Below are 25,227 nucleotides of genomic sequence, written 5' to 3' on the forward strand. Positions count from 1 at the left end.
TCCGTCCGGCGGGGGATGCTCAGCCGGGGCCGGTGACGAACCCCCGGATGACGGGGCCGGAGACGGTGAACTCCCACGCGGTGTCGATGTCCCCCCAGATGTCGTTGTGGAAACGCGCCGTCACTGACAGACCGTCGGGCGACTCCCGTACCACCTCCATCCGGGCGTGCGAGGAGAACAGCTCCCGTTCCACCCACGCCTGGGGATCGCGTTCGGTTCCGACGTCGACCACCGTGGCGTCCTTGGCCAGGACGGCCCACAGGGCCTGCGGGTCCTGGGCGTTGACCGCGTCGACGAACGCGCGGACGACCGGGTGGGAGGGCATGCCGGGCGGAGTCATCTCGTGCCTCTCTGGAGCGGTGGGTGGCGGTCCGGCGCCGGTCAGTCCTCGGTCACGGCCCGGTGCAGGGCGTGGGTGTCCTCGAAGAGGTGATAGCGGGCGATCTTGCCGTCCACGACCGTGACATGCGCGGCGAAGGGGGTCACGAGCGGCTTTCCGGTGGCTTTGACGGTGTCCCGGAGATGGCCGATGATCACCCCCTGTTCCCCCTCGACCACGATGTGCGTCACCGTGAACTCCTCGGGCTTCAGGTACTCGTGGAGGGTGGTGAAGAACGTCATGACCCCCTCCCGCCCGGGGCGCGGCCCCGACCACGGCACGGCCGGTGAGCCCGGAGCGTTGAATTCCACCGACTCGGCGAAGACCTGCACGGCGGCGTCCAGATCCCGTTCCGAGAGCCGGGCCAGATAGGCGTCGATCGCGGCTCGGGTGGCCTGCGCGGAGCCCTCGGCGGCCTGCGTGGACATCTCACCAACTCCTCGTCCGTACTGTTCCCTGGGCGTGAGGCTCCAGTGTGGTGCGCGGAAAGCGGCGAGCGTAAGTCGCTCGCCGCTTTCCGGCCAAGTACCGCCGTGCTCCGCACGCGCGAGCCGAGGCACGGCCCCCCCCCGCCGCCCGGCGGGGCCGGAGCGGATGCCGGGCAGGTCCGGCGGGCGGGCACGGGCCCGGGGCGCGCGACGCCGACGAGGGGGCGGCGCGGGCGGGCGTGGCCGGATCGGCGGGGCGGCCGGGCGCGGCCCGTACGGAAGCCGACGCGGTGGTGGGCGGCGAGGACCCCGTCCTCGCCGCCCACGCTCTTCCCGCCGGGACTACAGCGCCGGGTAGGCGTTCTTCATCAGCTCCTGGAACTGGGCGGAGAACCAGCGCCCGGAGAGCGGGGCGTTGGGCAGCGCGCCCGAGAGGCTGTTGCCGTTGCGGGGGTTACCCGTGTACGTCGGGTCGCACATCCGGTCGAAGCCCTTGCCCTCGTCGTTGGGGATCGCGCTGCTGGAGCCGTCGGACTCGCCCGGCGGCTTCATCCACACGTACGCGTCGATCCCGGCGGCCGGGGCCGCCTGCGGACGCTCGCCGAGACCGGCGCCCGCCTGGTTGCACCAGTTGCCGACGTGGATGCGCCGGTCGTAGCGACCGCCCTCCACATAGGTGTCGACACTGGTCTTCGCGCCGGGTCCGGCGGGCCGGGCGGTGCCGCCCCAGCCGTTGCGCGAGGTGTCGATCAGCATGCCGATCCCGGGGTCGAAGCCGACCGAGACCAGCTTGGCGCGGAACGCCTGGGCGAAGGACAGCTCGTCGACGTACCGGTTCCAGTCCACCCACTTGGACTGGCGCACGGAGACCCCGTTGACGGAGTCGTCGATGGTGAAGTTGTTCTCCTTCAGGGCGCTGTAGTTGGCCGTGTTGGTGATGAAGCCGTGCACGTCGGCGGGCGTGGCGCCCTCGGCCGTCGCGGCCTTCTTGATCATTTCGGCCGAGGGGCCGAAGTTGTCGTCCCAGCCCAGCCAGCCGTGGTGGCCGGCGTCCACGTAGTTGTACACGTTGGGCACGGCACCGAGCTTGTGCAGCGCGTAGCCGACGCCCTTGACGTAGTTGCCGTTGGCCAGCATGGTGTCGCACTGCGGGGTCGCCGTGGCGCGGCCGCCGGTGTTGGTGACGAGGTTGGGCAGCGAGTCGATCTCGACCGCGGTGACGATCCGCAGCCCGGCGTACTTGCTGTCCCCGAGGATCGCGGCGATCGGGTCGATGAACTGCGTCTTGTACTTGTCGATCTCGGTGGCGCCGAGTTCCCCGTTGGAGGAGAGCGCGGAGCAGTCGCGGCCCGGCAGGTCGTAGACGACCAGCTGGACCACCATCTCGCCGCTGCCCTTCTGCTTCAGGGCCTCGTCCAGGTGGGCGCGCAGCCCCATGGTCCCGTTCGTCCCGGCGATGGCGGCGATGCGGTCGAGCCAGACGCCGGTGGGCTGCTTGGCGACCCGGCTGCCGCCCGGCTCGGCGGCGGCGTTCGCGGACCACTCCGGGTTCACGTACACCTTGGCACCGGCGTACGGGTTGTCCACGCGGTTGCCGGCCGGGGGAGTGGTCGGTGGGGTGGTCGGCGGGTCGGTGGGGGTGTCGCCGCCGTTGCAGGCCACGCCGTTCAGGGTGAACGAGGTGGGGAGGGCGTTGGTGCCGCTGTAGGAGGCGTTGAAGCCGAAGGAGGTCGAGCCGCCGGTGGCCAGCGAGCCGTTGTAGCTCTCGTTGGCGGCGGTGACCGTCGCGGCGGCCTGCGTCACCCTGGCGTTCCAGCCCTGGGTGACCTGCTGGTTCCCCGCGTAGGTCCACTTCACGTTCCAACTGTTCACGGCCGGGCCGTTGTTGGTGAGCGTGACGGACGCGGTGAAGCCCGTGGACCACTGGTTCTGGATCTGGTAGGCGACGGTGCAGCCGGTCGCCGCCGAGGCGGTGCCCGCGGCGCCGACGAGACCCGCGGTGCCGGTCGCGGCCGCGACGAGCACACCGGCGCCGAGCAGGGCCGTTCGCCTTCGGGAGGAGCGGGTGGATCGGGGGGACTGGGTGGGTATGCGGCTCATGGTGGGGCGGTGTCCTTTCGGTGGGTGACGTGCGGGGACGCCGGAGAGGCGCGTCTTTCAGCCGACGGCGCGCAGATGGTCGCGCAGGCCGCTGCCGTACGCGGTGGGGGTGCCGTCGTAGTTGCTGATCAGGGAGGGTCCCGAGGAGCAGTCCCAGGTGTTCCAGGTCCAGCCGAGGTAGGAGATCCCCCGGTCGTCGAACCACTTCATGGCGCGGTCCACGAAGGAGTGCGCGCAGGTGTTCTCGCCCAGCTCGCCCGCGACGAGCGGGACCTTGGCGGCGACGGGTGCGAGCGTCGCCTCCCAGCACGCCTCGTTCGCACAGCTGTTGAAGTTGTAGCCGTGGTAGGCGGCGGCGAGGTTGCCCGCCGGGTCGGCCGGGGCGTGGGCGAGCCACTGGGTGAGGTCGTTGGCGTAGGCGATGCCGCCGGCCAGGACGAGGTTGCGGGCGCCCGCGCCCCGTACCGCGTCCAGCAGGTCCTGCGTCCCCGCGACCTCGTAGCCGATGCCGGGGCAGCTTCCGCCGTCGCGCCAGCAGCTCCACGCCTGGTCGGTGGTGGAGGTGGCGCGGTCCGGGTACGGCTCGTTGAACAGGTCGAAGACGACGGCCGGATCGCTCTTGAAGGTGGTGGCGACCGAGGACCAGAACGCGGGCGCGTACTGGGCGTCGGGCATCGGCTTCTGGCAACTGGCGTGGACGTCGGAGCAGCCGGCCGAGTTGCCGGTGTACTGCCCGTACGACCAGTGGAGTTCGACGATCGGGGTCATGCCGTGGGCCTCGACGCGGTGGACGAGGTCCTGGACGGCGCCGATGTAACGGGCGCCCGCGTACTCCGGCTTGACGTTGGAGAGTCCCAGCCAGCACTCCTCGTTGAGGGGAATGCGCACGGTGTTGGCGTGCCAGGCGGCGATGGCGGCCACCGAGGCGTCGTCCACCGGCCCGTCGAAGATGCCGCGGCCCTGGACGCACATGAACTCGCCGCCGGAGCGGTTGACGCCGAGGAGCCTGCGCGTGGCGCCGCCCGCGTCGACCAGCTTGTTCCCGGAGGCGTGGAGCACGGGCGCGCCGGTGCCGGGGGTCGGGGAGGGTGAGGGGGAGGTGGGGGTCGGGGACGGGGTGGGGTCGCCCGCGCCCGTGGCGGCGCACGGCTCGCCGTTGAGGGTGAACGCGCGGGGCGGTGTGTTGGCGCCGGTCAGCGAGGCGAGGAAGCCGAGGGTGACGCTCGCGCCGTGGGCGAGCGAACCGTTCCAGCTCTCGTTGACGGCGGTGACGGAGCCGCCGGACTGGGACCACTTGGCGTTCCAGCCCTGCGTCACCTTCTGGTTGCCGGTGAACGCGAGGCCCAGGTTCCAGCCCGACAGCGCGGAGGCGTTGTTGGTGAGCGTGACGGAACCCTGGAAGCCACCGCCCCACTCGTTGGTGACGGTGTACGCCACCGAGCAGGACGGCTCCGCTCCGGATGCCGTGACGTGCGGGACGACGACGGCACTCGCGAGCACGAGCGCCGCGGCGGCCAAGGGTAGGGCCAAGTGCGGGGGGTGTCGCATGAGCGGATCCTTCGCGGCCGGGACACCGGCTGATGCCGGTGTCCGACGGATGGAAGCGCTCCCACTGGTGGGGCATCACGGTAGGGGCTCGGGTGGCGCATGGCAAGGGAGGAGGACGCGATACGTCGCGGCCTGTTCCCCGGGAGGCCCTCGCGATCCGGAGGCCCCGCCGGTGAATGGCCTTCGGCCCCAACTGCCCTAGAACAGCGAACGAGTTGGCCGCCGATGGCGTCTCATGACTTCGACTCCTACAACATCTTGACCGCACGCCCGTCCAACTCCATGCTGGGAGCGCTCCCACTGGTTCAAGACTTGTGTGCAAGCCCCCGTACAGCACGGTCCGCGCCCCCTACCGCACGGTGGCGTGGAGAGATCCCCCGGTCGATGCGTCGATACCTCGACACGTGGCCGGCCGGTCCGCCGTGACCCCCGGGACGGTCCTCCGCTCAGGCCCCGAGGGAACGCCCCGCCTGATCGAACGAAGTGTGGTGGAGGTGTGTACGGACGAGAAGCCGGGGCAGGCGGAATCCCATCGGGACCGTTTCGAGTGGAGGATTCCTCATGTTGATGGCTCACCCGGCAGTGCTGCGCGATCTCCTCGCCGAGTACGACGCGCTCAGCGCGCTGAACGCGGCCGAGGGCACCGAGGCCACCCGCCGGCGGCTGGAGGACGTCTCCTACACGCTGTGCGTGTCCACGGGCACCCGGGACGTGGACACGGCCGTGATCGCGGCCCGCCACCGGCTGCCCGGTGCGCGGACCTTCGACGACTCGGTGCTGAGCGCTTGAACGGAGTCCGGAAGAGAACAACATGGAGCGGATGAGCGAAGACGGCGTGCCCGGCGGGCGGGCGGCGGAGGGCAGCGCCGAGGAGCTGGCACGGCTGCGTGAGGAGGTCCGCGACCTGCGGGCCCAGGTCCGCAGCCGACCGCTCGTCTCCCACGCCCAGGGCATCCTCCAGGAGCGCTATCTGCTGCCGGACGCCGACAGCGCCTTCACGCTGCTGCGCCGCGCCTCGCAGCGGTACAACGTGAAGCTGCGCGTCCTGGCCGGCGCGGTCGTGCGCACACCGAGACCCGACGGCCCCGCCGACCCGTGGTTCCCGGGGCGGGTGCGCGGCAGACCGCCCCGCCTGGACACGGTCGGCGTCGACGACCCCGGCCACGTCAACCGGGGCGCGGTGCTCGGCGCCCTCCTGTCGCAGACCCTGGCCATCACGGGCACGGACATGGGCAACGTCCAGATCAGCGATCCGACCGCACGCGGTCTGCGGATGGAGCACCACACCGGCCACAGCGAACACTTCGTGGAGTTCTTCGCCTTCGTGGGGGAGAACGGCACCTCGTGTGCGAAAGCCGCCAAGAACGTGGAGCTGACCACCGTGCACGACGTCGCCACCGACGCGGTGTTCACCGAGGAGGCGCGTCACACCATCCTCGCCGCGGGCAGCCGCGCCTGCCACAGCGTTCCTCTGGTCAGCGCGTCGGGCGCGTGCCTGGGCATCGTCTCGGCCCACCTCGAACGCCCCACGAAGTCCCTGCACCCGGTCCAGGCGAAGGCGCTCGCCGCCACCGGCCGGCAGGTGGGGAGCTGGCTCGCCTGGCACGAACGCACCGTGGTGCTGGACGCGTTGGAGTACCTCCACGCCCTGGGCCGCTCGGGGAGCGCGGGCACGTAACTCCGGTGGGCGCGGCGCACAGGATAGAGCGCGTTCCGGCCCGCCGGTGAGCACACCGCCCAGAAACCCGGAGGAGTGGCCTCGGCGCCGTAGTAGTCGATATGCTCACTTTTCGGAGTGGTCAGGAAGCGGCTACCCGCTCATCGCCGTACAGCCGATCAGTGGGAGCCATCTGTGCCCGTACCGCTTTCGTCGTCCCGCATGCCCAAAAACGCGTCCCCGCCGGGTGAGGGACAGGCTCTTCTGCTGGTCGACGACCACGAGGACAATCTGTTCGCCCTGGAACACGCCCTCATGCCGCTGGGCCGCCCCGTCCTGCGCGCCACCAGCGGCGAACAGGCCCTCAAGACAGTGCTGCGCGAACCCGTCGCCGCCGTGGTGATGGACGTGGCCATGCCGCACATCGACGGTCTCCAGACCCTCTCCTACCTCCACCGCCTGGACCAGACCCGCGATCTGCCCGTGCTGCTGGTCACCGGCACCAGCCGCGACAACCGGATCGCCCGGCTCGCGTTCGAACTCGGCGCCGCGGGGATCCTGCTCAAGCCCCTCGACCCCTGGGCGCTGTGCTGCCACGTCCGGACCCTCGCCGACCTCCACACACGAGCCTGCGCACCGGCCGTACCTTGAGGGCGCGCCGTCAGCCCAGGACGAACGGCAGCCGCGGCGCCAGCGCGCCGAGCGCGGCCCGCTCCGTCTCCGTCGGCGTACGGCGGCCGGTGCCGACCAGCAGGGCGTCACGGTCGGTGAGCGAGGCGGGGAAGGCCGCCCCGGCGATCGCCTCCAGTGTCGCCCGGGAGTGGGCCAGCCCCGGTGCGGGCGGCCCGGCGGCGCCCGGCAGGTGCGCGACGAGGTCGAGGTGGTGCAGCGTCGCCTCCATGACGTACGTGGAGAGGTAGTCGCCCACCGTGAGGACCTGGTCGCGGGTGCTCACCCGGGCCGCGGGGTCCGCGAGCGCGGCGGCGCGCCCGGCCGCGGAGCCCACGTCGTCGAGGTGGAACCTGAGCAGCCCCGGGTCCCCGTAGGCGGCGGCCAGCCGTACGGTCAGCGCGTCGAGCGGGTCCTCGCCGGTCGGCGGGTGGTCCTGGACGTGCCAGTACGTCACCGCGTCGGCGGTCGGCCCGGTGTCGGCGGGCGTGGCGAGGGTGATGAGGATGTCCTGCGCGTCGACGATCAGGTGGCAGACGAGGTCCCGCACGAGCCAGCCGGTGCAGCCGGAGGGCCGTTCGAAGTCCTGGTCGGGCCGTTCGGCGACCGCGCCGAGCAGGGCCGCCCATGAGTCCGGGAAGAGATCCACGGGGGCACGGTAGTGCGGGGCCGGCACACCGGACAAGCGCGTTTCGGCGGTGTGGTGACCGGGCGGCGGACACCGGCGGCGACGCGGACCGCCCGACCGGGGGGCTCCGCGTCGGCGGTGGGGGCGGACTCAGGGGCCCGTGTCAGCCACTTCTCCCGGTCCGCACGCGTACGCCGGCGTGCAGCAGTTCGGCGCGGCGCTCCTCGTCCTGGGCGAGCAGCGCGGCGACGGTGAGACCCGCCTCCGCCTCGGCCGGATGACGCAGGACCTTGCCCGGCTCGATCCGGTAGGTGTTGCTGCGTCCCTGGCGCGTGTGGGAGAGGAATCCCGCCTGCTCCAGATCGACGATGATCTTCTGCACGGCGCGTTCCGTGAGTCGGCAGTGCGCGGCGATGTCACGGATCCGCGCGTTCTGGTTCTCGGCGATGACCGCGAGCACGCGCGCGTGGCTGGTGATGAACGTCCACCCTGTGTGCGGTTCCGGTACTTCACCCATGAGCGGATCGTACGCCCTGAGCTTCATGTATAGGAACAGGCGAATTCTACTTCATGTATCTCTTGACGTGTCTCCGGTCCGGGCGCGACTCTGGGCCGGAGGAGACTCGGGATCCTGGACACATGGGAGAGGGCCATGGCGCAGCCGTCGGACTCGGCCGAGCCCGTCAACGTGGGTGCCGAGTCGGATCCAGGGGTCGAGCTCGTGCAGTTGCGGCGGGCCATGCGGAGCCGGGGGACGATCGACCTGGCCCGTGGGGTCCTCATGGCCGCCTTCGCCCTCACTCCGGAAAACGCCTGGACCGCGCTGGTCATGACGTCCCAGCACACCAACATCAAGCTGCATCGCGTGGCCCAGCAGGTGGTGGACTCCGTCGGGGGCGTCCCCCTGCCCCAGCAGGTCCAGAAGCGGCTGTCGGCGGCCGTCGCCCACCTCGCCTCCGTGGACGGAGCGGCCGGGCCGGAGCACGACGGCGCCGCTCCTCGGTGACCCGAAGAGCCGTTCGAAGGGTGGCGTGGATCCGGGTGCTTCGCGAGACGATCGGGAATTCGAGGTTTTCACCGGCGCGAGTGAGGTAGTTCGGTAGGACGTTATCTTCGTACGGAGGACGTAGGCGCCGGACAGGTTGGGACCATCAGCCGCCGGCGCCGCCTAACTCGACAGTTCTTCCCCGCACCGGGCGCAGTAGCGCGCGTCCGACTCCGCCGCCATCCGCCCGCAGGCCGGGCAGACGCGGTCCAGCGAGCAGGGCGCCTCACCGCTTTCGTCCACGGGGGCGGTGCGGACGCCGATCTTCAGCCCCGGTCGCCGCCGGTGCACGGAGAGGTACGCGAGTCCGTCCGGACCCGCGGACAGGGCGCGACGGGCCGTGCGCGGCAGCCAGGCCACGGTCCCGGGCGCCAGGGGCTGCCGCTCCACGCCGTTGTCGAGGTGACCGGCGCCCTCGACCACGACCAGCAGCACGTCCAGTTCGGATTCGACGTGCTCGGCCACGGACGCGTCCGGCGCCAGGCGCACCAGATTGGCGTCGAGCTGGCGCCCCCTTTCCGCCAGCCGCCACAACGCACCCGCCTGCCCTTCCTCGGCGGCGGCGACGGTCTCGTAGAGGGTGACGAGCACCCGTGAGGTCTCGGCTGGGGCGTGCAACGGTGGCTCCTGACGGCGCTGGCGGACGCTGGCGGGTTGAACGAGGCACCGTACCGGATCCGGGTGGGCCGGGGGTGGAGGGCCGGCTCATCCCAGGGGGGTGATCTTCCAGGATGGTCCGCGGAACAGTCACCGAGCGGCCGGGGGTTGCCCCGTGCCGGGGGCGAGGAGGTCCGGGCCGGCGGAGTCGGGGCCGGGTGATCCCGTGCCCGGGGAGTCCGTACCGGTGGTGCCCGTTCCGGAGGGCCTGGTGCCGGACGGGTCCGTCACCGCGGCCGCCAGGTGGTCGCGGAACCAACGGTGCCCCGGGTCCGCCGAGTTGCGGGGGTGCCACGCCATGCCCAGCTCCAGGGGCGCCAGATCGAGCGGCACGGTGAAGGTGCGCAGCCCCAGCGCGGCGATGGTGTCGGTGAGCCAGCCGGCCAGCGTGAGCGCGACGAGATCGGTGGTGCGGGCCAGCAGCATCGCGCTCGTGTGACTGGGCACCACGACCGCCGTGCGGCGGCGCAGCCCGAGCTCCGCGAGCGCGCCGTCGATGGGCCCGAGGCGTTTGCCCAGCCGGGAGACGCCGATGTGGCCGGCGGCGGCGAAACGGCGTGCGGTGATGCGCCCGTCGAAGAGGGGGTGGCCGCTGCGGGCGACGCCCACCAGCGGTATCCGGGTCAGGGCCCGGGCGCGGATCTCCGGGTCGAGGTGTTCGAGGACGCCCAGCTCCACGTCCACCACACCCTGGCGCAGGGCCGGGCCGCCCTCCATCGCCTCCGGCAGGAAGACCACGTCCACCTGGGGCGCCTCCGCGCGGACACGCTCGGTCAAGGGCCCGGCGAGACCCGCCATGAGCAGGTCGGTGGCCTGCACGGTGAACGTGCGATGGAGGTGCGCGGCGTCGAAACCGGCCCCCGGCCGCAGCACGTTCTCGCAGCCGCGCAGCAACGCGCCGACCTCGTCCCGCAGTTCCAGGGCGCGCGGGGTCGGGACCAGGCCCTGCCCGGCCCGGACCAGCAGGGGATCGCCGACGGCACGCCGCAGCCGGGCGAGCGTACGGCTGACCGCGGCGGGCGACGTCCCGAGCCGCTCGGCGGCACGGGTCACGCTGTTCTCCTGGAGCAGGACATCCAGCGCACGCAGCAGATTGAGGTCCAACATCGCTCCTGAGCTGCGTTTTTACGCCTGGGACAATGATGCCGTGCTCATTGTTGCATGGTTGGGGGACGGGACTCCGGCAAGAGTGGACACGTCCGCGAGACACCTCGTGCGATGTCCTCTCCACCCCTCAAGGGAGCCTTCCGTGCACCAGTCCCCCCGCGCCGGCCGAGACGGCGATCTCCTGGCAGTGGTCAGCCAGAGCGGACCCACCGTCTCGTTCTTCGACGCCGCCTCCGACCGGCACGTGGACACCATCGACGTCCTGGCCGAGCCGCACGAGTTGTGCTTCGATCCGACGCAGCGCCTGCTGTGGTGCGCCACGACGTACGACTCGGGCTACTACCACGCCAACGGCGGCCGGCGCACCGAACTGACCGTCATCGACGTCGACACGCGCCGCGTCGTCGAGGTGATCGACCTCGCCCCCGAACACGGCCCGCACGGTGTGGCGTTGGACGCGGCCCGCCACCGTCTCTACGTCAGCGTCGAGGGCTCGGCGGACCGGCCCGGCGGGGTCGTCGTGATCGACACGCTGACCCGCCGCCCCCTGGGCAGGATCGACACGGACGCCCCCGGCCCGCACTGGTTCGCCATCGACCCCACGGGCCGGACGGGGTACGCCACCAACAAGGAAGCGCCGTTCGTCTCGGTCGTCGACCTCGAACGGGGCGTCCTCACGGCGAAGGTCGAGGTGCCCGGCAGCGAAGGACTCGCCGTGTCCGGCGACGGCTCCCAGGTGTACGTGGCGTCGCCGTACGCCGGTTCCTTCCTCTCGGACGCCGGGGACCGCCCCGACACGGGAGTCTCGGTCATCGACGCCCGGACGGCGTCCGTCGTCGGCACCCTGCCCACGGACGACGTGGTGCTGCCGGTGCACCTCACCTCGACGGGCCTGCTCCTGGTGGGCGAGCTGCGGACGGAACCCGACCCGGCGTCCCGGCTCGGCCGCCAGGCCCCGGGCCGGCTCACGGTGTTCTCCGCCGGTACGCGGGAGCGGCTGGGCGCGGTGGAGGTCGGGCTCTTCCCGCTGACCATCACCTCGTCGCCGGACGGCCGGCTCGCGTACGTGTCCTGCGTGGTTTCCTCAACCGTCCACGTCGTGGACCTCCATACGCTGGAGGAGGTGGGCCGGTTGGACATCGCCAAGACGGGCGAGCCCGGCGCGCACGGGCTGGCGTACGTCCCGCGCGCGGCCGGGGGCCCGGAAGGTGTCCGGATCGGGCCGGGGCTATGACCCGATCGGGATCCGGAGCACCTGCCCCGGCACGATCCTGTCGGGGTCGGTGATCTGCGCCGGGTTGGCCCGGACGATGCGCGGATAGAGGGAGGCGTTGCCGTAGTACGTCTTGGCCAGCGCCGACAGCGTCTCGCCCTTCGCCACGGTGTGCTCGCGGTAGCCGTAGTAGCCGGGCACGATGTGCGGCCCGTAGATGACCGGAACGGTGACGGCGTTGATCTCGCCGCCGTCCCTGGCCCTCGCCTCGAAGACCTGAACGAGCAGCCGGTCGGCCCGGAAGGCGGTGTGGCCGACGTCGACCGTGAAGTGGAACTGCCCGTGCTCGCCGGTGCCGCCGCCCGCCGCGAACGTGCCGGTCACCTGCTGGTGGCCGTCGCTGACGCGGTACTCCAGAGTGGCCTCGAAGCCGGTGGCGACACCGCCGACGTGGATCGGGTTGCCGACCAGGTCGAGCGGGCGCGGTTGGTCCACGCGGTTGGTCATGAAGCCTCCCCGGGAGATGAGTTGTCCGGCACTGGCAGCTTGGGCTGCGGGCCGACGGAAGACAACCGCCAACTTCGGTCGTCTTCCGTCGGCCCCGGTGCCGACGTGCCGTTCCCCGGAGAGAGCCTGCTCCCGTGCCGTGTCATTGAATTGACGGATCGTCAGGCACTGCCGTCCGTCATGCCGCCGATCATCTCGGCCAGTACGCTCCGTCGGTCCTCCCCCGGACGGGGCCTGAGCGGACGGGCCAGCCGGTGGCTGTCGTAGTGCCAGCGGTGGTCGAGGTCCCGGGGCGCGGCGTCGCTCTCGCGGACCTCGGCGTCGGTGCCGAGCAGGTCCGTGAGGTCCTGAGCCAGGTCGCGCCAGGAGACGTGGCCGCTCACGGCGTTGGCGACACCGTGCATGGGGCGGTCCAGGCACTCCGTCACCGCGCGGGCCAGGGCCGCCGCGTGTACCCAGGCGGCCCCGTACCACGGGTGGCCCGCGGTGCCGGGCCGCGGTACCTCGATCGCCTCACCCCGGACGGCGGCCTGGTAGAGCGTGCCGAGGGCGCCCCAGCGCAGCTGCTCGCGCAGCCGCTCGTGCGCGCCCCAGACGATCGGTGACCGCACGGCGCTCGCTCCGCCGCGCCCGTCGGTGCCCGCGGCGCGCAGCACCATGGCCTCGCACTCGGCCTTGGCCCTGCCGTACGGGCTGAGGGGCTCGCGGGACGGGGACTCCTCCAGGACCCGCTGGGCGTGCGGGTGTCCGTACGCGTCGACGCTGCTGACGAAGACGAACGGCCCGCCGCGCCAGGCCCCGACCATCGCCTCCATGGCCGCCAGGTCCACCTCGGGCCGGGTGAAGGTGGACGCGGCGTGGACGACCGCGTCCGCGTCCGCGACGGCGTCGCGCAGTCCGGCCAGGTCGGTGAGGTCGCCCTCGACGACGTCGACGCCCTCGGCGGCGATCAGATGGGCGGACTCGGGCCGGGCCAGGGCCAGCACGGGGCGGCCCCGGGCGGCCAGTTCCCGCAGGACGAACGCGCCCACACCCCCGGTCGCGCCGGTGACCAGCACCGTGCCGGGACGGGTGGCCCGGCTCCGGGCGGGCCCGGCCGCGGCCTTGGCCGCGGACTGCTGGGCCGCCCGCTCGTCCAGGAGCGCGGTGAGTGCCCGGGGCGTACGGGCCTGGAGCACGTCGAGGCCGGTGAGCGGCAGGCCGAGCCCGGTACGCAGACGTTCGGCGAGCTGCACGGCGACCAGGGAGTGGCCGCCCAGCTCGAAGAAGTCGCCGTCGGGCGGCGGAGTGCGCCCGAGCAGCGCGGCGAACCCCTCGGTGACGGCGGCGGCGCGCGGTCCGGAGAGGACGGCCGGGGCAGGTGCGCCCGGCAGTTCGCCGGGTGTCCGCGGCAGCGCGTCGAGCACGGTGACCGCGGCGGGCACGGACGCGGCCGGGAGCGAGCGGCGCAGCAGCCCGAGCAGCTCGTTGCCGGAGGGGCCCGCGCTGTCGCTGAGCACGGCATAGGCGACTGGCCGGCCCCCCTCGGCCTGGACGACCAGCGCGTCGGCGACTTGGGGGTGGGCCCGCAGGACCTGGACGGCCGGGTGGGCGTCCTCCTCGGCGGGGAGAGCGGCGGACGGCTCCGCCTCCGCGGGGTCCTGGGCCCGGTCGTGGGGTGTACCGAACCCGGGCACCTTGCTCAGGGCGAGCTCCGGATCGGCCGCCGCCGCGTCGAGCAGGGCGGCGTAGTCCCGTACGGTCGCCTCGGCCGCGGCCTCGTCCAGCGCGTCCCGGTCGAACTGCACCAGGGCCGCGGGCGGTTCGCCGGTGCCGTTCGCCAGGGCGTAGGACAGGGTGAACTTGGCGCCGCCGGTGGGCACGTCGACGTACTCGGCCGAGGTGCCGGGCAGCCGGAGCACGGTGGGCTCGCCCAGCACGTCGCAGGTGACGCGGACCAGCGCGGAGCCGTCGGCGCCGCGTGCCGTGGCACCGAGGCGTTCCAGCGCGAGGTCGAACGGGATGTGCCGGTGGCGCTGTGCGTCGAGGAGCGCGTCGCGCACGCGGTGCAGCAGGTGGGCGAAGGACGGGTCGCCGGAGACGTCGACGCGGACCGGCAGGGTGTTGACGCACAGCCCGACCAGACCGCGCATGGCGGCGCCGGTGCGATGGGTGCCCGCCACGCCGATGACGAGGTCGTCGTCGCCGGTGAGGCGGTGGAGCGCGGCGAACGCGGCGGTGAGCGACACCGCGAAGAGCGTGGCCCGGTGCTCGGCGCCCAGGGCGCGCAGGGCGTCCGGCAGCGCGGGCGCGAGCGGCACGGTGTGGACCGCCGCCGCCCCGGCGGTGGCGGACGCTGCCGAGGGCCGGGGAGCGGGCAGGCGGGGCGGGGCGGCGTCGGCCAGCAGGGCGCTCCAGCGGTCCAGCTCCGCCCGGAGGCCGGGTATCCCCTCGTGTTCGCGGCGCGCGTGGTCGGCGTACTGCGGCGGTGCGTCGGAGAGGGGCGGCCCGGAACCGTCCGTGGCCGCGGTGTACAGCGCCGCGAGCTCGTCGGCCACGGTGTCCAGGGAGCCGCCGTCGATGGCGATGTGATGGAACGTCAGCAGTACGGTGTGGTCCTGCTCGGCGTGGCGCAGGACGCGCGCCCGTACCGCCTCGCCCGCCGCGAGGTCGAACGGGCGGGCCGCCTCCTCCCGCAGCAGCGCCGGGGCCTCGGCCGCGTCCGCCTCCACGACGGGTACGGCGATGGCGGCCGGGGCCGGGAGGACCTCCTGGAAGGGCTCGCCCGCCTCCTCCCCGTAACAGGTGCGCAGGATCGTGTGCCGGACCACCAGCGCGTGCAGGGCGGTGGCGAGGGCGGCCGGGTCGAACGGGCCGCGCACCCGGGTGGCGAAGGGGACGTGGTAGGAGTCGCCCGCGCCGCCGAGCCGTTCCATCAGCCACATACGGCGCTGGGCCCGGGACAGGGGCGGGCGGCCCGGCGCCGGGGCGCGGTCGGCCGGGGCGGCGGGGGAGCGCCGGGCGGCGCCGGCGCGGGCCCTGCGCAGCAGTTCGAGCTGGAGCCGTTGCTGCTCGGCGCGCGCCGTGGCGTCGGCGTCAGTGGACATCGCTGTGCTCCGGAGTGCGGGGGTGGAGGTCGCTGTGGGCGGACAGCAGGGCCCGCTCGATGAGGGCGGCCTGGGCGGCGACGGTCGGGGCGGCGAAGAAGTCCGCCAGGGAGAGCTCGACGCCCAGCTCCTCGCGCAGGTCGTCGGTGACGGCGAGGGCGAGCAGGGAGTGACCGCCCAGGGCGAGGAAGTCGGCCTCACCATGGGTGACCTCGCTGCCCAGGGACCGGCTCCACACATCGGCGACGGCCTGCTCCAGCGGGGTCAGCGCCGGGGCGGGCGCCTCGGCCCGCTCCTGGGCGGCCCGGGGGCGGTGGGCCAGCGCGCGCCGGTCGACCTTGCCGGAGGGGGTCAGCGGAAGCCGGTCCACCAGGGTGAGGGCGTCCGGCACCAGATGGGCGGGCAGGACGGCGGTGAGCCGCTCGCGCAGCGCGGAGACGGCGGGCACCGGGCCGGGCGCGGCGACGACGAACGCGACCAGGCGCGCCTCGGGCGTACCCGCGCCCTCGACCGTGACGGCCGCGTCGTCCACCTGTGCCTCCCGGCGCAGGGCGTGCTCGACCTCGCCGGGTTCGATGCGGAAGCCGCGGACCTTGATCTGGTCGTCGTTGCGGCCGTGGAAGTCCAGGACGCCGTCGGGGCGGGCGGAGACGACGTCGCCGGTGCGGTAGAGGCGCCCGGCGGTGGGGTGGTCGACGAAGCGCTCGGCGGTCAGCTCGGGCCGCCCCGCGTAACCGTCGGCGAGCCGCGTCCCGCCGACCCACAGCTCGCCCCGCTCGCCCTCGGGGACCGGGCTGCCGTCGGCGTCCAGGACGTGGACGGTGGCCCCGGCGATGGGGCGGCCGATCGGCGGCGGCCCGTCGCAGTCGGGCACGGTGACGGTGTGGGCGGTGGCGAAGGTGGTCGTCTCGGTCGGCCCGTAGCCGTTGACCAGCTCCAGCCAGGGGAAGGCGGTCAGCACGTCACGGGCGTGACCCGCGGCCATCGCCTCGCCGCCCACGACGACCGAGCGGAGCTGGGCGAAGACGCGCGAGCGCCGGGCGGCGAGCTGGTGGAAGAGCGCCGTGGTGAAGAACGCCACCGTCACGCCGTGGCGTTCGACGTGCCGGGCCAGGTCCTCCAGGGAGGGCCGGGGCACAGTGCACACGACGACCGCGGCGCCGTTGGCGAGCGCCGCCCACACCTCGAACGTCGAGGCGTCGAAGGTCATCGGCGAGTGGAACAGCACGCGGTCGCGGGCGGTGACCGTGACGTACTCGGGTGCGGTGACCAGCTCCGCGACGGCCCGGTGCGCGATGGTGACGCCCTTGGGGCGGCCGGTGGAGCCGGAGGTGAACATGATGAAGGCCGGGCTGTCGGGAGCGCCGCCGCCCGTCGACGGGCCCTCGCCGAGCGGCGTTTCGGGCAGGGCGAGGACGGGCCCGCCGAGCCCGGCCGCGTCCAGCAGCTTGGCGTCGCCGAGGGTGAGGGTGACGCCCGCGTCGGAGATCATGCCTTCGGTACGGGGCCGGGGCTGTGCGGGATCGAGCGGCACGCACACGGCGCCCGCGCCCCACAGGGCGAGCTGGGCGACGACCGTGCGGGCGAAGCGGGTGGTCAGCAGTGCCACCCGGTCGCCGGGCGCCACCCCGTGCTCGCGCAGATGCGCGGCGAGGGCGCGTCCTTCCTGGTCGAGCTGACGGTAGGTCAGGGTGGTGTCGCCGTCGACCACGGCCAGGGCGTCGGGGGTGCGGGCGGCGTGCCGGGCCACGAGGCCGGGCAGCGCGGTCGCCGTGGGCTGCGCGGGGGTGGATGTCATCTCAGGCTCCTGCCGGTCGCGGGGTCCAGCGCTGGTCGAGGAGGGCGGCGAAAGCGCCCAGATCGGTGCTGCGCAGCAGTTCGTGGGCGCGCGGCCGGACGCCGCTCTCCCGCTCGACGACCGCGAGCAGCCGCGCGGCCACGACGGAGGTGCCGCCGATGTCGGTGAAGTGGTCGCCGAGTACGGTCTCGGGCCGCCCCAGGAGCTCGCGGACGGTCGCGAGGACGAGGCGCTCGCCGGGGGTGGCCTCGGCCAGGTCGTCGGCCGGGGCCGAGGGCGCCGCCGGGGACGGGGCGTGGGCGGCCAGGGCGGCCCGGTCCACCTTGCCGTTGGCGTCCAGCGGATGGGCGTCGACGAACCGTACGGCGGCGGGCACGGCCTGCTCGGGAAGCCAGGCGCGGACCGCGTCGAGCAGATCGGCGGGCGCGGGCGGCGTGGCGTCGGCCGGCTTGAGGTGGGCGACGAGCCGGGCGAGGCCGGAGCCGTCGCGCGCCACGGTGACCACGGCCGTGCGCACCCGGGCGTCCTGCTCGAACGCGGCCTCCACCTCGGCGAGTTCGATGCGCACGCCGCTGATCTTGACCTGGCTGTCGAGGCGGCCGAGGAACTCCAGGGTGCCGTCCGCGGCCATGCGCACCCGGTCGCCGGTGCGGTACAGCCGGTCCGTGCCCTCCAGGGCCGGGTGCCCGGGGGGAGCGGTGAAGCGCCGCGCGGTCAGCTCGGGGTCGAGGTAGCCGAGCGCCAGGCAGTGGCCGCCGAGACGCAGTTCACCGTCCTGCCCGCGGGCCACGGGGTTGCCGTCCGGATCGGTGACGACGACGGTGACGCCCGGCAGCGGCGTACCGATCGGCGGCGGCGTCGTCCGGTCGGCGGCCGGGGAGGTGGCGCGCATCGCGTACGTGGTGGTGAGGACGGTGGCCTCGGCCGGGCCGTAGGCGTTGTGGACCGTGGCGGTGACGTCCGGCCCGGGGCGGCGGCGCATGCGGTCGCCGCCGACGACGAGGTGGCGCAGCGGCAGGTCCGCGGGCCACGGCCGGTCCAGGAGGGGTTCGATCGTCGGGGTCGCCGCCACGCACACGGTGACGGCGGCCTCGCGCCACCAGTCGGTGAGCAGGGCCGCGTCCCAGCGGGTGTCGTCCGGGGCCGGGACGAGGGCGGCGCCCGAGGTGAGCCCGGCCCACAGCTCCAGCAGATGCGGGTCGAAGGCGACGCCGATGAGCAGCGACTGCCGGTCGCCCGGCGCCAGCGCGGTGGCCTCCCGGTACCAGTCCAGGGCCACGGACAGCGAGGCCTCGGCCACCGCGACCGCCTTGGGGCGGCCGGTCGATCCGGAGGTGAGGACGGCGTACAGGGCGCCCTCGGGGGCGCGCCGCGCACCCTCGGGACGGGTGGTGAACGCGGCCACCGGGGCGCCCGGCGCGTTCACGCCGTCGGTGGGCAGGGGCAGCGCGACGTGCTCCCCGTCCTGGTGGGCCCGGGGCAGGACAGCGGGGTCACCGACGAGGCAGGCGACGTCGAGGTCCTCGGTGACGGCCTGGGTGCGGCGTTCGCCGGGGCGCGGGCCCAGCGGCAGGTAGACGGCGCCGATCCGGGCGAGCGCGACGGCGGTCACCACCAGGGCGGTGGACCGGTCGAGGCAGACGCCGACCAGGTCACCGGGGTGTACGCGCTCGCGCAGGGCGGCGGCGACGCCGTCGGCCGCGGCGCCCAGCTCCTCGTACGTCCAGGTGCGCGCGCCGTCGACGACGGCCGGGGCCTGCGGGGCGCGCCGGACCCATTCCTCGAAGCGGGCGACGACGGCGGTCGGTTCGGCGGCCGGGCCGTGGGCGATGCTCGCCGGCGTGCCGGCGCCGGCGGTCGCGGGGGTGGTCTCGGGGAGGGCGGGGGACTGGATCATCACGACTCCGTGGAGAGGGGGGCGGTGGCGGCGAGGGCGTCGGCCTGGTCGGCGAGGACGGGGTTGCGGAAGAGCACCTTCAACGGCGGGCGCGTGCCCAGGTGGGGCTCCAGCCAGGCCGCGAGTTCGGCCGCCAGCAGCGAGTGGCCGCCGATGTGGAAGAAGTGGGATCCGGCGTCGAAGCGGCTGTGGCCGAGCACCTCACGCCAGCCGGTTGCCAGCAGGGCCGTCATCGGGTCGTCCGGCACGGCGGCGGACGCGGTGTCCCCGGTCGCGGTCGCAGTCGCGGTCGCGGTCCCGGCCTCGGGCGCCGCCGGGGCCACCGAGTCGAGCGCGGCCGCGCGGCGGGTGAGGACCGTACGGTCCGGCTTGCCGCCCGCCAGGGTCGGCATCGTCTCCAGCCGGGCCCACCGGGCGGGCACGAGGGCCCCGGGCAGCCGGTGGCTCAACTCGGTGTGCAGCGCCTTCTCGTCCACGCCGGTGAGATGGGCGCCGTCCTCGAAGAAGCCGACGAGGCGGGGGGCGGCGGGGCTCTCCGTGTCCAGGACGACGGCGCAGGACCGGCCGCCGAGCGCGGCGGACGCCGCCGCCTCGATCTCCTCCAGCTCGATGCGGTGCCCGCGCAGCTTGACCTGGTTGTCGCGGCGGCCCAGGAAGTACAGCAGACCGTCCAGGCCGCGGTAGCCGAGGTCGCCGGTGAGATAGACCCGCTCCCCGCCCAGCGCGTCCACGGTACGGAACCGGGCGGCCGTCACCTCCGCGTTGCCGGGGTAGCCCTCGGCCAGGCCGGGCCCGGCGATGGCCAGTTCCCCGACCGCGCCGTCGGGCAGCGGGCGGTGGTGGGCGTCCAGGACGTGGACGCGCTCGCCCGGCAGCTCGGTGCCCAGCGGGATCTCGGCGCCCTCGGCCAGGGCCTCGCGGGAGACCTCGTGGACGGTGGAGGTGATGGCGGCCTCCGTGACGCCGTACGCGTTGAGGACGGTGGCATCGGTGTCGGCCAGGAGGCCGCGCAGGGTCTCCGCGGGCAGGCGCTCGCCGCCCAGGACCAGGAGCCGGGGCGTCCAGCTCTCCTCACGCAGCGCCGGGCGCAGCTCTTCGCGGGTGGCCAGGAAGTAGCTGGTGGGAAGGTTGGCGACGGTGACGCGGGCGGCGGCGAGGAGCCCGGCCAGCTCGGCTCCGGTGGGCACCTCGTGCTCGGGGATCACCAGGCACGCCCCCGCATGCAGGGTGGGGAGCACCTCCTCGAGCGCCACGTCGAAGGACGGCTGCGCGAACATCAGGACCCGGTCGGCGCTGGTCAGCGCGAACCGGTCGGCGGTGGCGGTCAGATGGTGCTCCAGGGCCGCGCGGCCCACGGCGACCGGCTTGGGCGTACCGGTGGAGCCGGAGGTGTGGATGACGTAGGTGGCGCCGGGCAGGACGTCGGCCGCGTGGGCGCGGGGCAGCACGGGCGCGTCGAGCCGGGCGAGGGGCAGGCCGTCGGGCAGGTCCGGGCCGCCCTCGGCGGTCAGCACGAGCGCCGGGGCGAGGCGCTGGAGCAGCAGCGCGGTGCGGGCGGGCGGATCGGCGGGGGAGAGCGGGCAGTAGACGGCGCCGGTGCGCAGACAGGCCAGCAGCGCGGTGACCGAGTCGGCGCCGCGGGGCAGGACGACGGCCACGGGCTGCCCCGGCGTGACCCCGGCGGTACGCAGCCGCTCGGCCAGCGCGGCGACCCGCCCGTCCAGTTCGCCGTACGTCACCCGGCGCGCCCCGCACAGCAGGGCGGGCAGCGAGGGGTCCTGGGCGGCCACCGGGTCCAGCAGATCGCGGCCGGACGGCACGGGCGCGGCTTCGGCGGCCGGCTCCACGGCGGCCGGGGCCAGGTCGGCCAGCGGCGCCGCGGGCGCGTCGAGGTAGGCGCGCAGCAGGTCCAGGAAGCGGCCCGACAGCAGCCGGGCCACGTCCTCGCCGAACAGGTCGGCGTCGTAGTCCCACACCAGCGTCATGCCGGGCGCGCCGTGGCGGGTGGTGACGCCGCGCCGGTCGTCCGGCAGCAGCACCACGTCCAGGTCGAAGCGGGTGGTCCCGGTGTTGAACCCCTCGAACAGGGTGATGTCCAGGCCCGGCAGGTCGATCTCGGGCAGCGGGGCGTCGTGCGCGCTGAACATCACCGAGAACAGCGGGTTGTCGGCGCCGGAGGTGTGCAGGCCCAGCGCCCGGGTCAGCTCCTGGACCGGTACGTCCTGGTGCGGCAGGGCGCGGATGAGGGTGTCGGTGACCTCGTCCATGGTGTCCTGGGCCGGGAGGGTGGCGTCCAGGGCGAGCGGCAGCGGGATGGTGTTGACGAACATGCCGACGGCGTCCTCGTACCCCAGCGGCCGGTTGCCGACGGCGGTGCCGATGACCATGCGGGAGCGGCCGCTGTGGCGGCGCAGCAGCTCCGCGAACAGGCCCAGGAGCGTGGCGAAGGGGGTGAGGCCGCGCTCACGGGCGTGGCCGCGCAGCCGCTCGGCGAGGTCGGCGCCGATGGTCTGGCGCAGTTGTCCGCCGTGGTGCCTGCGGCGGGCGCCCGGCCGGGCGAGACCGGGCAGCGGCAGGTCGTGGGGCTGGTCGCGCAGGAAGGACTGCCAGAACTCCAGGGACTCGGGGGCGAAGGCCGCGCCGGACCTGGCCTGTACGTGGTCCGCGTAGGAGGGTGCGGGCGGGAGCGTGAGGGATTCCCCCGCGACGCGGGCGCGGTAGGTGCGGAAGACGTCGTCCAGCAGGATCGCGAACGAATGGCCGTCGTGGATCAGATGGTGCTCGACGTGGACGAGCCGGTGGTGCTCCTCGGCGAGGCGGACGAGCGTCCAGCGGATCAGCGGCGCCTCGAAGGTGTCGAGGGGTGTCTCGGCCTCGCGGCGCAACAGGTCCTGGAAGGCCGCCTCGGGGTCGTCCTCGCCGCTGAGGTCGGCGGTGTGCAGTCTCGGCTCGCAGCGCGGCGCGACCCGCTGCCCGGGCACCGATCCCGGCCGGTCCACGAGTTCGAGCCGCAGACCCGCGTGGCGGGCCAGGGTGGCGGCCAGGCCCTCGCGCAGGGCGTCCGCGTCGAGGGGGCCCCACAGGTCGAGCGCGGCGGTGAAGTTGTAGGCACGGCTGCCGGGCTGCATCTGCTCGTGCAGCCAGACGATCTCCTGCGAGGCGGAGAGGGGAAGCATGATCGGTCCCTGAGGGTCGTCGGGGCGGTTCACCGGCCCGGTCACGGTGGTGCCGGGCGCGGTCGTACGGGCGGCTCGGCGGGTTGTGCGGAGCCGCGGAGGAGGTGCGTGCGGGGTTCGGGGCGCGACGGGTGCCGCGGGGGTGTCGGTTGCCGGGGGGCGTGCATTTCCGGGGGCGTGCCGCGCGGAGACGTCCGCCCCGTGGTGTGTCTGGGTCAGCCCGCGGGGTGCGGCACCGGGCGCAGCGCCCCGGTGAGCGCGTCGAAGGCCCGGTGGGCGGCGGCGTCGTCGAGGACCGCGCGGTCCCACACCATCCGCAGCCGGATCCCGGTTCCTTGGGTGACGGAGACGGCGAACGGACCGCGCACCGGTCTGCCGTCGACGTGGACCTCACGGCCCTCGACACCGGCGAGGCGCAGGGGTGGGCGGCGGCTGTCGTCGTCGACGGTCAGCAGTCCGTCCAGCGCGCCGTTCCAGCCCGTACCGGCGGCCCGCGCTGCGGCCACGACCGCGTCGAAGGGCATGTCGGCCCGGTCCAGGTCGTCCCACCAGGCGTCGGCGGTCGCCTCCGGCGTGGACTTGTGCCCGGTGGCGGCGGGGAAGACGACGGTGTTGAGGAAGCAGCCGACGACCGGCTCCGCGCCGACGGGACGGCCGCCCCACGGGTAGCCGAGCGGGACGACGTGGCCCGGGCCGTACAGCGCGTCCGCCGTGGCGCGGCAGGCGTCCAGCAGACCGGGGAAGGGGACGCCGCCGTCGTGCGCGGGCAGCCGGGCCTCGGCCGAGCCGCTGGGCAGCGCGCCGGCGGCCACCCGTTCCGGGCGGGGCAGCGGGGCGTGCGCCCGCACCGCGCGCAGCCGGTCCGCCCAGTACGCGGCGGCGTCGGGGGTGTCCGCGCGCTCCTCGGCGGCGAGCTGGAGCAGGACCGCCTCGCGGTAGGCGTCGCGTTCGGCCTCCGTCTCCTCGGGGGTGACGCGGAGACCGGCCGGGTGCTCGGTGTACGCGGCGCCGAGTTCCTCGGCGATCCGGGCCAGCGACCGGCCGTCGCAGACGGCGTGGTCGAGGGCGATCGCGAGGAGGTCCTCGGTGCGGCCCTCTTCGTCGCGGACGAGGAACAGCCGCAGGGGCGGGCCCTGCGGGTCCCAGGAGGCCAGGGCGCGGCGCAGGGTGTCGGCGGGGCGCTCGCCCGGCGCGGGGACCGGGCGCAGGACGGGGATGTCCGGCTCTCCGACGTGCAGGACCGGGGTACCGCGCACGACGGCGGGCCGCGAGCGCAGGGCGGTGTGCCGGGAGGCGAGGCCGCGGGCGGCTGCCCGCAACCGCTCGGGGCCGACGGTCCCGTACGGGAAGGCGAAGAACATCGGCACCACGTCGGGGCGTCCGGCCGGGTCCAGCGAACGCACCAGCGCGAAGCGGCGCTGCGCCCCGGTGACGGGCAGCAGGGTGCCGGACCCGGCGTCGGCGGTGATCCGCCGGTAGCGGGCCAGGTACTGGCTCGTGATGCTGGGCACGGAGTCCTCGTTCTGTCGTGGTGGGCCGGGGTGTCGTGGCTCTGCGGCACGCGGGGCGACCGCGCTCCGGAGGGTCAGCGGGAAGGGGTGGGGGCGGGCTCCTCGTCGCCGTCCACGGCCGGGTCCTCCCCGGGTGTTCCGGGGAACGCCGCGCCGAGGTCTCCCGGTTCGGGCAGGTCCCGCATCCGGCGCAGCGGGGAGAGCAGCAGCGGCAGCGGTACGGCGAGGAAGCCGGCGGCGCAGCAGGCCAGCGCGGCGCGCGGGCCGAAGGCCTCGGCGAGGGTGCCGCCCAGGAGCGCGCCGAGCGGCAGGGTGCCCCACATCAGGAAGCGCAGGGTGGCGTTCATCCGGCCGAGCAGGTGCGGCGGGCAGAGTCCCTGGCGGAAGCTGACCTGGGCGATGTTGTAGACGACGGCGCCGAAGGAGATGCCCGCCGATCCCGCGGCGAACAGGGCCGCCCCGAGGGTGCCGTGCCCGGACAGGGGCCACAGCAGGGCGAACGGCCCGCTCAGCAGGACCGACCAGAGGATGAGCCGGGCCTGCCCCCACCGGGCGGCGAGCCGTCCGGAGCACACGGCGCCCAGGAGCCCGCCGACGGCGGACGCGGACAGCACCAGGCCCAGGGCGCCCGGCTCCAGACCGACGACACGGACGAGGTGCACGGTCTGCGTCGCCATGAGGACGGCCATGCACAGGTTGCCGAGGGCCGTGGTGAGGGCGATGACGCGCAGCAGCGGATGGCCGGTGACGAAGCGGATGCCTTCGCCGATGTCCTTGCGCAGGGACGCGTCGGCGGCCACCTCGGGCGGTGCCTCGGGCTGCCTGACGCGCAGCAGGAACGCGGCCGAGAGCAGATAGCCCAGGGCGTCGGCGAGCACGGCGAGATGCGCCCCGACGAGCTGGACCAGCCCGCCTCCCGCCCCCGGCCCGCCCACCTGCGCGGTCGAACGCACCGTCTCCAGGGCGCCGTTGCCCGCCATGAGCTCCTCACGCGGCAGGATCTGCGGCAGGAAGCTCTGGTGGGCGACGTCGAAGAACACGGTCGCGACGCCGGTGACCAGCGCGACCACGTAGAGCTGCGCCATCGTCAGGGCGTCGGCCAGCGCGGCGGCCGGGATGCTGCCCATCGCCACGGCCCGTACCAGGTCCGCCCGGATCATCAGGGGACGCTTGCGCATACGGTCGGTGAGGGCGCCGGCCGGCAGTCCCACGAGGAGGAAGGCGGCGGTCTCCGCGGCCGTGAGGAGGCCCACCTGGAAGGCGGAGGCGTCGAGTTCGAGGACGGCCACCAGGGGGAGGGCCACCAGGGTGACCTGGGCGCCGAGTTGTCCGGCGGCCGCTCCCGCGAGCAGCATCCGGAAATCGCGTCGGCGCATCGGGCTGCCCGTGGAGGCTCCGGATGTGAGGGACATGTGAACGACCTTCACCGAGCCCCGGATCGGGAGTCAAAGGATCACGGCCACTTTCGGTCGTCTCTTGTCTTCTGTTGTCAAAAACGCGTAAGAATTTTCGGCGAACTCGCGGTAAGTCCGCATGAACGCCTGCCACTCGGTGTGCACGGCGCAACAGTCGTACGCCGGTGCGGACCGGAAGGGGGGTGGGCGGGGGGGCGGGTACCCTGCACACAAAGTGATGGTCGCGATCCTGGCCGAAAAACGCCACTGGCGACGACCTTGTTGCGGAATCATCTATTCCGTCAGTTATGGAGCGTATGCGGCGTTGCGCCCGCCGGGACGCGGAACCGCCGCCCGAACGACCCCCGTCCGCCCGCCTCGCCCGCCTGGCCCCACCTCGCCCGCCTCGCCAGCCTCGTCCTTCCGG

Annotated in this window: 20 protein-coding genes; 5 read left to right on the top strand and 15 right to left on the bottom strand. The window is 74.1% G+C overall.

Features of this window, described 5'->3' with window-relative positions:
* Positions 1–19: 19 nt before the first annotated feature.
* The 4 genes from AC069K_RS01485 to AC069K_RS01500 all read right to left on the bottom strand — a co-directional run bounded on the left by AC069K_RS01485 (position 20) and on the right by AC069K_RS01500 (position 4,455).
* Entirely contained in the window at positions 20–340 is a 321-nt protein-coding gene (locus tag AC069K_RS01485) for a nuclear transport factor 2 family protein (RefSeq protein WP_365104595.1), read from the bottom strand.
* A 41-nt stretch (positions 341–381) separates the two neighbouring features.
* Positions 382–807, bottom strand: a complete 426-nt coding sequence (locus tag AC069K_RS01490) for a nuclear transport factor 2 family protein (protein WP_478610924.1) — start codon at positions 805–807, stop codon at positions 382–384.
* Between the two features lie 342 nt (positions 808–1,149).
* The gene (locus AC069K_RS01495) at positions 1,150–2,907 is read right to left on the bottom strand and encodes a glycoside hydrolase family 6 protein (RefSeq protein WP_478610927.1); all 1,758 of its coding nucleotides are present in this window, start codon (positions 2,905–2,907) and stop codon (positions 1,150–1,152) included.
* Positions 2,908–2,964: 57 nt separating this feature from the next.
* Complete coding sequence (locus AC069K_RS01500; RefSeq protein ID WP_478610930.1) at positions 2,965–4,455, bottom strand: cellulose binding domain-containing protein; 1,491 nt, start codon at positions 4,453–4,455, stop codon at positions 2,965–2,967.
* A 561-nt stretch (positions 4,456–5,016) separates the two neighbouring features.
* Here AC069K_RS01500 and AC069K_RS01505 point away from each other — a divergent pair.
* The 3 genes from AC069K_RS01505 to AC069K_RS01515 all read left to right on the top strand — a co-directional run bounded on the left by AC069K_RS01505 (position 5,017) and on the right by AC069K_RS01515 (position 6,763).
* On the top strand, positions 5,017–5,244 hold the full coding sequence (locus tag AC069K_RS01505; protein ID WP_358837194.1) for a DUF5133 domain-containing protein: 228 nt from the start codon (positions 5,017–5,019) through the stop codon (positions 5,242–5,244).
* A gap of 31 nt (positions 5,245–5,275) precedes the next feature.
* Complete coding sequence (locus AC069K_RS01510; protein WP_478610934.1) at positions 5,276–6,133, top strand: ANTAR domain-containing protein; 858 nt, start codon at positions 5,276–5,278, stop codon at positions 6,131–6,133.
* Positions 6,134–6,334: 201 nt separating this feature from the next.
* Entirely contained in the window at positions 6,335–6,763 is a 429-nt protein-coding gene (locus tag AC069K_RS01515) for a response regulator (protein WP_365104580.1), read from the top strand.
* 10 nt (positions 6,764–6,773) lie between these two features.
* Here AC069K_RS01515 and AC069K_RS01520 read toward each other — a convergent pair whose 3' ends face one another.
* Positions 6,774–7,430, bottom strand: coding sequence for a maleylpyruvate isomerase N-terminal domain-containing protein (locus tag AC069K_RS01520; protein ID WP_478610938.1), 657 nt, complete (start codon positions 7,428–7,430; stop codon positions 6,774–6,776).
* A 142-nt stretch (positions 7,431–7,572) separates the two neighbouring features.
* Entirely contained in the window at positions 7,573–7,926 is a 354-nt protein-coding gene (locus AC069K_RS01525) for a MarR family transcriptional regulator (protein WP_478610941.1), read from the bottom strand.
* Positions 7,927–8,061: 135 nt separating this feature from the next.
* Here AC069K_RS01525 and AC069K_RS01530 point away from each other — a divergent pair, with 135 nt between their 5' ends.
* On the top strand, positions 8,062–8,415 hold the full coding sequence (locus tag AC069K_RS01530; RefSeq protein ID WP_365104573.1) for an ANTAR domain-containing protein: 354 nt from the start codon (positions 8,062–8,064) through the stop codon (positions 8,413–8,415).
* Between the two features lie 162 nt (positions 8,416–8,577).
* On the opposite strand, the gene AC069K_RS01535 is transcribed toward AC069K_RS01530, so the two are convergent.
* Positions 8,578–9,072, bottom strand: a complete 495-nt coding sequence (locus tag AC069K_RS01535; RefSeq protein WP_478610944.1) for a hypothetical protein — start codon at positions 9,070–9,072, stop codon at positions 8,578–8,580.
* Positions 9,073–9,201: 129 nt separating this feature from the next.
* Positions 9,202–10,215: a LysR family transcriptional regulator gene (locus AC069K_RS01540; RefSeq protein WP_478611990.1), complete on the bottom strand. Its 1,014-nt coding sequence runs from the start codon at positions 10,213–10,215 to the stop codon at positions 9,202–9,204.
* Positions 10,216–10,360: 145 nt separating this feature from the next.
* Between AC069K_RS01540 and AC069K_RS01545 the strand changes: the two genes are divergently transcribed.
* Positions 10,361–11,452, top strand: coding sequence for a YncE family protein (locus tag AC069K_RS01545; RefSeq protein WP_478610947.1), 1,092 nt, complete (start codon positions 10,361–10,363; stop codon positions 11,450–11,452).
* On the opposite strand, the gene AC069K_RS01550 is transcribed toward AC069K_RS01545, so the two are convergent.
* From AC069K_RS01550 to AC069K_RS01580, 7 genes are all read right to left on the bottom strand, one after another.
* Complete coding sequence (locus tag AC069K_RS01550) at positions 11,447–11,938, bottom strand: Gmad2 immunoglobulin-like domain-containing protein (protein ID WP_358837302.1); 492 nt, start codon at positions 11,936–11,938, stop codon at positions 11,447–11,449. The genes AC069K_RS01545 and AC069K_RS01550 overlap by 6 nt on opposite strands.
* Before the next feature lie 161 nt (positions 11,939–12,099).
* On the bottom strand, positions 12,100–15,024 hold the full coding sequence (locus AC069K_RS01555; protein ID WP_478610950.1) for a condensation domain-containing protein: 2,925 nt from the start codon (positions 15,022–15,024) through the stop codon (positions 12,100–12,102).
* A complete protein-coding gene (locus AC069K_RS01560) occupies positions 15,014–16,822 on the bottom strand; it encodes a non-ribosomal peptide synthetase (RefSeq protein ID WP_478610953.1) in 1,809 nt (602 codons plus the stop codon). Before AC069K_RS01560 ends, AC069K_RS01555 begins: the two co-directional genes overlap by 11 nt.
* A 1-nt stretch (position 16,823) precedes the next feature.
* A complete protein-coding gene (locus AC069K_RS01565; protein ID WP_478610956.1) occupies positions 16,824–18,719 on the bottom strand; it encodes a non-ribosomal peptide synthetase in 1,896 nt (631 codons plus the stop codon).
* On the bottom strand, positions 18,719–21,895 hold the full coding sequence (locus AC069K_RS01570) for a non-ribosomal peptide synthetase (protein WP_478610959.1): 3,177 nt from the start codon (positions 21,893–21,895) through the stop codon (positions 18,719–18,721). Before AC069K_RS01570 ends, AC069K_RS01565 begins: the two co-directional genes overlap by 1 nt.
* 215 nt (positions 21,896–22,110) lie before the next feature.
* The gene (locus AC069K_RS01575; RefSeq protein WP_478610962.1) at positions 22,111–23,406 is read right to left on the bottom strand and encodes a non-ribosomal peptide synthetase; all 1,296 of its coding nucleotides are present in this window, start codon (positions 23,404–23,406) and stop codon (positions 22,111–22,113) included.
* A 74-nt stretch (positions 23,407–23,480) separates the two neighbouring features.
* The gene (locus AC069K_RS01580; RefSeq protein WP_478610965.1) at positions 23,481–24,818 is read right to left on the bottom strand and encodes an MFS transporter; all 1,338 of its coding nucleotides are present in this window, start codon (positions 24,816–24,818) and stop codon (positions 23,481–23,483) included.
* Positions 24,819–25,227: the final 409 nt, after the last annotated feature.

Source organism: Streptomyces sp. NPDC043908, from assembly GCF_056435525.1.

What these genes read in the sequence shown, in the direction of transcription:
- AC069K_RS01485 (WP_365104595.1), bottom strand. Translation starts at nt 340, where the DNA reads ATGACTCCGCCCGGCATGCCCTCCCACCCGGTCGTCCGCGCGTTCGTC.
- AC069K_RS01490 (WP_478610924.1), bottom strand. Translation starts at nt 807, where the DNA reads ATGTCCACGCAGGCCGCCGAGGGCTCCGCGCAGGCCACCCGAGCCGCG.
- AC069K_RS01495 (WP_478610927.1), bottom strand. Translation starts at nt 2,907, where the DNA reads ATGAGCCGCATACCCACCCAGTCCCCCCGATCCACCCGCTCCTCCCGA.
- AC069K_RS01500 (WP_478610930.1), bottom strand. Translation starts at nt 4,455, where the DNA reads ATGCGACACCCCCCGCACTTGGCCCTACCCTTGGCCGCCGCGGCGCTC.
- AC069K_RS01505 (WP_358837194.1), top strand. Translation starts at nt 5,017, where the DNA reads ATGTTGATGGCTCACCCGGCAGTGCTGCGCGATCTCCTCGCCGAGTAC.
- AC069K_RS01510 (WP_478610934.1), top strand. Translation starts at nt 5,276, where the DNA reads ATGAGCGAAGACGGCGTGCCCGGCGGGCGGGCGGCGGAGGGCAGCGCC.
- AC069K_RS01515 (WP_365104580.1), top strand. Translation starts at nt 6,335, where the DNA reads ATGCCCAAAAACGCGTCCCCGCCGGGTGAGGGACAGGCTCTTCTGCTG.
- AC069K_RS01525 (WP_478610941.1), bottom strand. Translation starts at nt 7,926, where the DNA reads ATGGGTGAAGTACCGGAACCGCACACAGGGTGGACGTTCATCACCAGC.
- AC069K_RS01530 (WP_365104573.1), top strand. Translation starts at nt 8,062, where the DNA reads ATGGCGCAGCCGTCGGACTCGGCCGAGCCCGTCAACGTGGGTGCCGAG.
- AC069K_RS01550 (WP_358837302.1), bottom strand. Translation starts at nt 11,938, where the DNA reads ATGACCAACCGCGTGGACCAACCGCGCCCGCTCGACCTGGTCGGCAAC.
- AC069K_RS01555 (WP_478610950.1), bottom strand. Translation starts at nt 15,024, where the DNA reads ATGTCCACTGACGCCGACGCCACGGCGCGCGCCGAGCAGCAACGGCTC.
- AC069K_RS01560 (WP_478610953.1), bottom strand. Translation starts at nt 16,822, where the DNA reads ATGACATCCACCCCCGCGCAGCCCACGGCGACCGCGCTGCCCGGCCTC.
- AC069K_RS01565 (WP_478610956.1), bottom strand. Translation starts at nt 18,719, where the DNA reads ATGATCCAGTCCCCCGCCCTCCCCGAGACCACCCCCGCGACCGCCGGC.
- AC069K_RS01570 (WP_478610959.1), bottom strand. Translation starts at nt 21,895, where the DNA reads ATGCTTCCCCTCTCCGCCTCGCAGGAGATCGTCTGGCTGCACGAGCAG.
- AC069K_RS01580 (WP_478610965.1), bottom strand. Translation starts at nt 24,818, where the DNA reads ATGTCCCTCACATCCGGAGCCTCCACGGGCAGCCCGATGCGCCGACGC.